Source organism: Jiangella ureilytica, assembly GCF_004348545.1.
GTDB classification, from domain to species: domain Bacteria; phylum Actinomycetota; class Actinomycetes; order Jiangellales; family Jiangellaceae; genus Jiangella; species Jiangella ureilytica.
Genome location: NZ_SMKL01000131.1, coordinates 1 through 6,929 on the forward strand (window position 1 = coordinate 1; position 6,929 = coordinate 6,929).

General features: G+C 74.9%; 5 protein-coding genes and 1 pseudogene. 1 reads left to right on the forward strand and 5 read right to left on the reverse strand.

The genetic code is table 11. The annotated features are described in order from the left end of the window. Nucleotides 1–51: 51 nt before the first annotated feature. Together E1212_RS28690 and E1212_RS28695 are read right to left on the reverse strand one after the other, a co-directional pair. The gene (locus E1212_RS28690) at nucleotides 52–2,862 is read right to left on the reverse strand and encodes a methyl-accepting chemotaxis protein (protein ID WP_131988906.1); all 2,811 of its coding nucleotides are present in this window, start codon (nucleotides 2,860–2,862) and stop codon (nucleotides 52–54) included. Further along, nucleotides 2,859–3,500 carry a hypothetical protein gene (locus E1212_RS28695; protein WP_131988908.1) on the reverse strand — a complete coding sequence of 214 codons (642 nt, stop codon included), beginning with the start codon at nucleotides 3,498–3,500 and terminating at the stop codon, nucleotides 2,859–2,861. The genes E1212_RS28690 and E1212_RS28695 overlap by 4 nt, the downstream gene beginning before the upstream one ends. 182 nt (nucleotides 3,501–3,682) lie before the next feature. On the opposite strand from E1212_RS28695, the gene E1212_RS28700 reads away from it, so the two are divergent. After that, nucleotides 3,683–4,924 carry an oligosaccharide flippase family protein gene (locus tag E1212_RS28700; RefSeq protein WP_131988910.1) on the forward strand — a complete coding sequence of 414 codons (1,242 nt, stop codon included), beginning with the start codon at nucleotides 3,683–3,685 and terminating at the stop codon, nucleotides 4,922–4,924. Nucleotides 4,925–5,268: 344 nt separating this feature from the next. Here the strand turns inward: E1212_RS28700 and E1212_RS28705 are convergent, their stop codons facing one another. The 3 genes and pseudogenes from E1212_RS28705 to E1212_RS30225 form a co-directional block, all read right to left on the reverse strand. Continuing rightward, nucleotides 5,269–5,484, reverse strand: coding sequence for a hypothetical protein (locus tag E1212_RS28705; protein ID WP_131988912.1), 216 nt, complete (start codon nucleotides 5,482–5,484; stop codon nucleotides 5,269–5,271). Between the two features lie 264 nt (nucleotides 5,485–5,748). Further along, the gene (locus tag E1212_RS28710) at nucleotides 5,749–5,964 is read right to left on the reverse strand and encodes a hypothetical protein (protein ID WP_131988912.1); all 216 of its coding nucleotides are present in this window, start codon (nucleotides 5,962–5,964) and stop codon (nucleotides 5,749–5,751) included. Between the two features lie 264 nt (nucleotides 5,965–6,228). Further along, a pseudogene (locus tag E1212_RS30225) lies at nucleotides 6,229–6,929 on the reverse strand (hypothetical protein); the annotation flags it as partial.

Below are 6,929 nucleotides of genomic sequence, written 5' to 3' on the forward strand. Positions count from 1 at the left end.
GGATTGCCGTCGGGGCGGCCTGCCCGGGGGATGGCGGCCGCCCCGACGGGGTCAGGTGCGGCGGCCCCGGAGGAGGGTCGCCGCGGCGGCGGCCGCCGCGAACACGCCGAGCGCCACGACGCCGCGGGTGATGTTGCGCCCGCCCTCGCCGCTGACCTCGGGGATCTCGTACGTGAACGCCGTCTTCAGTGTGGCTCCGGCGGGTGCGCCGTTGACCAGCGGCTCGTTCTTGGCGCGGTCGGCGCCGGCCTCGAGCAGGGCGTACCGGGTGCCGAAGTCGGCGGCGGTCTCCTGCCCGGCGGCGGCCAGCTGCGACGCGCCCTCGGTGGACAGCCGCTCGGCGCCGTCGACGAGCTGCGGCGCGCCCTGGGCGGCCTGGAGCAGGCCGTCGTAGATCTGCACCGACCCGTCGGCGGCGGTCTCGAGCCCGGTGGCGAGGACCCCGGCCCCGACGGCGGCCTCGTTCGCGCCGTCGGCCAGCCGTCCGGCGCCGTCGGCGATCTGGCCCGCGCCGTCGGCGGCGTCCTGGGCGCCCTCGGAGAGCCGGCCGGCGCCGTCCTCGATCTGCCCGGCGCCGTCGGCGGCGTCGCGGGCGCCGTCCTCGAGCTGGCCCGCGCCGTCGGCGATGCGGCCGGCGCCGTCGGCGGCGTCCCGCGCCCCGGCGGCCAGCTCGTCGGCCCCGTCGGAGATCCGCAGGTTGCCGTCGTGCAGCTGGTGCGCGCCGTCGGTGAGCTGCATCAGACCCGCGACCAGCGCGTTGCCGCCGGCGATGATCTGGTCGACGCCGTCGCTGAGGCCGTTCACGCCGCCGCGCAGCGTCTCGTCGGCCGGGGTGTCCTCGGGCTCGCCGATGCCGCCCTGCACCGAGCCGACCACGCCGCTGACCAGTTGCCCGACGCCGTCCTCGAGCAGGTTCACACCCTGCAGCAGACCCGGCTGATCGCGGTCGCACACGTCGGTGGACCGGTTGGACAGGCCGCACTGCAGCCGCACCAGGCCGGCCAGGACGCCGTCGCCGCTGGTCAGGGCGGCTTCCAGGGTGTTGAGCCCGCCGTACAGCGTGTCCTGATCCATCGGGTCGTCCGGATTCGCCAGCGAAGACCGGCCGTCGGCGAGCTGGTCGCGCAGCCCGGCCAGCACCTGGTCGGTGACGGCGTCGACGTCGTAGCCGAGCGCCGGGCGGGCCGTGTTCAGGAGCACCGCCTGCTCAGGCGTGTAGCAGGGCGGGCCGAACCCGCTGGTCTTGCGGTCGGCGATGTCCTGCAGGACGACGACGGCGCAGCCGAGGCGCTGGTACGCGCCGGGCTCGGAGGCGGACTCGTTGTAGACGCCCTCGGCCATCTGCTGCAGCGCCGGGACGGCCTCTTCCTTCAGCCCGACTCGGATCGTCTCGAGCCCACCGAGCAGGGTCTCTGGCTCGTCCTTGGCGCCGATGCCGTCGCGCAGGTCACGCAGACCGTTGACCAGGGGCTGCGCCTGGTCGGGCAGCCCGCCGATGCCGTCGTACAGCTGGGTCAGTCCGGCGTCGACGCGGTCCAGCCCGGAGCCGACCTGCTCGAGCCCGCCGATCAGCTCCGGCGCGCGGTCGCCCGCGGTCTCGAGGCCGTCGGCCAGCTGCCCCGCCCCGGCGGCGGCGTCGGAGGCGCCGTCGGCCAGTTGCGTCGCTCCCGGGGCGAGCCGTCCCTGCAGCCCTTCGGCCAGCTCCGCTCCCCCGTCGGCCAGCTGCCCAGCGCCTGGCACCAGCCGCTCCTCCAAGCCGGACGCCAGCACACCGGCGCCCTCGGACAGCTGCGCCGCGCCGGGGGCGAGCTCGCCGTTGACGCCCCGGTAGAACTCGTTCGCCCCGGCCCGCAGCTCCTGCGCGCCCGGCGCCAGCTGGTCGCCGAGGCCGTCGGCCAGCTCGCGGGCCCCCGGCGCGGCCTCGTCGGACAGCCCGGTGCTGAGCTCCTGGGCGCCGTTGCGCAACTGGATCAGCCCGCCGAGCAGGTCCGCGGCGCCGTCGCGCAACCGCAGCAGGTTCTCGTCGATGGTCATGGCGCCCTCGGTGAGCGCGGCGCCGGACTCGATGCCGCCCTCGTACCCGGCGACGCCGGTCGCGTACGTGGGGCTGTCCAGCGGCGACACCGGCAGTGCCGACAGGGTGGCCCGCGGGATGACGCCGTCCTCGATGACGGCGGTGTAGCCGAACTCCTGCTCGGCCGAGCCGATGGGCGGGAACAGCGTCAGCGCGTACGTGAGCCGCGTGCCGCCCCGGCCGTCGCCGCCCATGTTCGCCTCGCCGGAGCTGACGCGCGTGAACGACGGCGGAAGCGTGGTCGTCATCGTCCCGACCATGGGGACGAAGACCTCCTCCTCGGCCGTGACCATGGTGCCGGTGCCGTCGTCGAACCGGATCTCGCGCCGCTCACCGGTCTCGTTGACGACGCGGTAGCGGACCTCCAGCTCGCCGGACTCTCCCACCACGTCCCCGGCGTCGACGACCTCGCCGTCGAGCCGGTACTCCACGGACACCGAGAGCGGCAGGTCGCCGGAGAAGTCGGACACCGTCCGCCGCCGCTGCTCGCCGTCGACGTCGGTCTCGAGGACGGCCTCGCCGTCCTCGGTGTCGGTGTCGCCGAAGCCGTCGAGGTTGCGCAGGCCGTCGGTGGTGACCGGGTTGCGCAGCTCGACCGTGCCGGAGCCGGTGAGATCGAGCTGGTCGTAGACGCGGGCGCGGTCGACCCCGCCGTCGGGCTCGAGGTACACCTGCACCGTCTCGGTGTTGGTGACGTCGACCTCGGCGGCCGCGAGGGGCGCGGCGACCAGGGTGGCGACGACCGCGCCGGCCGCGGCCGCGCTCGTGCGGACGAGACGGCCGCTCATCGCAGCGCCCCTTCCCAGAACGGGCTGCGCCGGCCGGACTCGGCGTCGGTGTCGGCGACCCCGCGGCCGTCGCCGGTGTTGTCGCCGCCGCGGTCCCCGGACTCGGGATCGTCGTCCGGCGCGTACCGGCCGCGCTCGCGCTCGCGCTCGTCCTCGATGCTGTTGCCGAGGAAGACGGTGGCGAGGAAGCCGAAAGCGGCCGCCAGCAGCACCGTCGTCAGCGCCGTCGGCGAGGTCTCGACGAACTCCGGCGGCGCGGCGGTGTAGGCGACCTCGTAGGCGCCGACGACCGCCGCCGCCCCCATGAGGAACGACCACAGCGGCAGCCGGCCGGACGTCAGGAACGCGATGAGCAGGCAGGCGAGCACCACGAGCATGGCGGCGACGCCGCGGCCCGCGGAGGTGTCCGGCAGCCAGGCGGCCCGCAGCGCGTAGCCGATCCAGGCCAGCACGGCGCCGGACAGCAGGCCGGCGGCCCGCTCCCACGGCGCGCGGTCCGGGACCACACCGGTCGCGCCGCCGAGCGCGGCTCCGAGCAGGGCGACGTGCTGCAGCTCGAGGCCGAGCCACTCGCCGCCCCAGACCAGCACGCCGGTCGCCACGGCCAGGAACAGTCCCGGCAGGAAATAGCCCCTCATCGCTTCCTTCCCGGCGGACGTCCGCGGCCGCCGTGCACCATGAGGAGACTTCCTACCAGCCGGTAACAATTCACGCCAGCATTTTCAGTGATTAATTTGGTCACGCAAGGACTTTGTGACCGAATCGGGACGGTCCCGGCAACCGGGACCGGGCGCGGCGGCGGCCTGGCACCATAGGGCGCGTGCCGCAGCTCGCCAGACGCCTGCTCGGTGCCGGGCGCAGCTCAGCCGGGCTGCTCGCCGTCGGCACCAGCGTGGGGAACCTCCTCGGGTACGCCCTGACCGTCGCGGGCGCGCGCAGCCTCGGACCGCACGAGTTCGGCGCGTTCAGCGCGCTGCTCGCGCTGATCATCGTCGGGAACGTCGCGGCGCTGGCGGTCCAGGCGACGACGGCGCGAGCCGCGGCCATGGGGCGGCCGGTCGCGCCGGCCGTGCGGTCCGGCCTGATCCTCGCCGTCCTCATCGGGGTCGCGCTGACGGCGCTGAGCCCGGTCGCCGAGTCGGTGCTGCAACTGCCGTCGGCCCTGCCCGCCGTCGCGGCCGCGGTGGCGATCGCGGCGCTGACCGCGACGGCGCCGTCGCTCGGGATCATCCAGGGGCATGAGCGGTTCGGGCCGCTGGCGGCGCTGGTGACGATCCAGGCTGCGCTGCGGGTCGGCGGCGGGCTGGTCGCCATGGCGCTGGACCCCACGGCGACCTCGGCGCTGATCGGGATCGCGCTCGGGTTCGTCGCGGCCGGGATCGTGGCCTGGACGGTCGCCCGGCCGGCGGCGTCGGCGCTGCTGTCGCTGCGCGGCGGGTTCGCGGCGCGGGCCACGTTGTCGTCGGGCGCGATGCTGCTCGGCTTCGTCGTGCTGACCAACATCGACGTGATCCTCGCCCGGCACGTCCTCTCCCCCGAGGCCAGCGGCCTCTACGCGGCCGGCTCCATCTTCACGAAGATCGCCTTCTGGCTCCCGCAGTTCGTCCCGATGCTCGCCTTCCCGGCCCTGGCCGACCCCGCACGCCGCCGGACCGCGGTCTCGCTGGGGGTGGCGGCGGTGGCCGGGTGCGGCGTGGCGCTGACGGCGCTGAGCTGGCTGCTGGCGGAGCCTGCGGTCGACCTGGTGGCCGGCCCCTCCTACGGCGACGTCGCGCCGTGGGTCGCCGGGTTCGCCGGGCTCGGGGCGCTGTACGCGCTGGCGCACCTGCTGGTCTACGCGCACCTGGCCCGCCGCGACCGCTGGACCACCGGCGTGCTGTGGGCGGTGCTGGCGGCCTACGTGGTCGCGGTCGAGGTCTGGGCGACGACGCTGGCCGGCGTGCTGGTGCCGGGCCTGGTCGCCGCGGCGCTCATCGTGCTGTGGGGAATCGGCCGCGAACGCCTCAGCCCCCGAAGGCCCGCACCCGTCGACGACGACGCTCCTACCCCGGCGATCAGCTGACCGACCGTCCCGCCCGGCCGAGCCCGCGGTGGAGCCGGCCGTCCTCGGCGGCGCCAGCCGTCTTCATGAGCGACCCACCGTCGGCGAGGGCAGCCGTCCTCACCAGCAGCAGCGGTCCTCACCAGCACCAGTCGTCCTCACAGCACCAGTCGTCCTCACCAGCACCAGTCGTCCTCACCAGCAGCAGCCGTCTTCACTGGCAGCAGCCGTCTTCTGCTCGGCGTTTGGGCCGCAGAAGACGGTTCCGGCTAGTGAAGTCGGCTGGCGCTAGTGAAGACGGGACGAAACGCCGCGCGCCCCGCCGGGTGACGGAGGACGCGCGACGGATCGGGAGCTGTGCTGCGTCAGCGGCGTCCGGCGGGCCGGAACCACCGGCGGCGCTGGCTGGTGACCCGGGGCGTCGGCGAGGCGGTGTTGGGCGTCTCGGCCGCTGTCGGCGACGGCGAGTCGGTGGGCGCCGGCTCCTCGGTCGCCGTCGGCTCCTCGATGTCGGTCTCGCAGTCGGGGTCGGCCTCGATGGTCGCCGGGTCGGCGTCGGTCGGGCACTCAGCCGTCCTCACCAGCAACAGCCGTCCTCACTCACAGCAGCCGTCTTCACCAGCAGCAGCCGTCTTCACTGGCAGCAGCCGTCTTCTGCGCGGCGGCCGGGCCGCAGAAGACGGTTCCGGCCAGTGAAGTCTGCCGGCGCTAGTGAAGTCTGCCGGCGCTAGTGAAGTCGGCCGGCGCAAGTGAAGTCGGCTGGCGCCATCGAAGACGGGACGAAACGCCGCGCGCGTCCCCGCCGGGTGACGGAGGACGCGCGACGGATCGGGAGCTGTGCTGCGTCAGCGGCGTCCGGCGGGCCGGAACCACCGGCGGCGCTGGCTGGTGACCCGGGGCGTCGGCGAGGCGGTGTTGGGCGTCTCGGCCGCTGTCGGCGACGGCGAGTCGGTGGGCGCCGGCTCCTCGGTCGCCGTCGGCTCCTCGATGTCGGTCTCGCAGTCGGGGTCGGCCTCGATGGTCGCCGGGTCGGCGTCGGTCGGGCACTCAGCCGTCCTCACCAGCAACAGCCGTCCTCACTCACAGCAGCCGTCTTCACCAGCAGCAGCCGTCTTCACTGGCAGCAGCCGTCTTCTGCGCGGCGGCCGGGCCGCAGAAGACGGTTCCGGCCAGTGAAGTCTGCCGGCGCTAGTGAAGTCTGCCGGCGCTAGTGAAGTCGGCCGGCGCAAGTGAAGTCGGCTGGCGCCATCGAAGACGGGACGAAACGCCGCGCGCGTCCCCGCCGGGTGACGGAGGACGCGCGACGGATCGGGAGCTGTGCTGCGTCAGCGGCGTCCGGCGGGCCGGAACCACCGGCGGCGCTGGCTGGTGACCCGGGGCGTCGGCGAGGCGGTGTTGGGCGTCTCGGCCGCTGTCGGCGACGGCGAGTCGGTGGGCGCCGGCTCCTCGGTCGCCGTCGGCTCCTCGATGTCGGTCTCGCAGTCGGGGTCGGCCTCGATGGTCGCCGGGTCGGCGTCGGTCGGGCACTCGTCGTCGGGCGTCGGAGGCGGCGTCTCGGTGCCGCCCTCGGCACCGGCTTCCGCACCGGGCTCGGCGCCGGTGGCGTCACCCGTCTCGGCGCCGGTGGCGTCGCCGGTCTCGGAGCCCGCATCGGCACCGGTGTCCGCGCCCGTGTCGGCCCCTGTATCTGCACCCGTGTCCGCGCCCGTGTCAGCGCCGCCGTCCGCACCAGCGTCAGCACCGGTGTCCGCGCCCGTGTCAGCGCCACCGTCCGCACCGGCGTCAGCGCCACCGTCCGCACCAGCGTCAGCGCCCGTGTCAGTGCCGCCGTCCGCACCCGCGTCGCTGCCGCCGTCAGTGCCGATCTCGGTCCCGAGCTCGGTGCCGATGTCGCTGCCGTTCACGGCGCCGCCGTCGGTACCACCGTCGGTACCACCCTCGTCGGCACCGCCGTCCGTGCCGCCGTCGTCACCGGGCGGCGTGGTGGGCGGCGGGGTGAAGACCGGGGGCTTCGTCGGGGGCTTGG

What these genes read in the sequence shown, in the direction of transcription:
- E1212_RS28695 (WP_131988908.1), bottom strand. Translation starts at nt 3,500, where the DNA reads ATGAGGGGCTATTTCCTGCCGGGACTGTTCCTGGCCGTGGCGACCGGC.
- E1212_RS28690 (WP_131988906.1), bottom strand. Translation starts at nt 2,862, where the DNA reads ATGAGCGGCCGTCTCGTCCGCACGAGCGCGGCCGCGGCCGGCGCGGTC.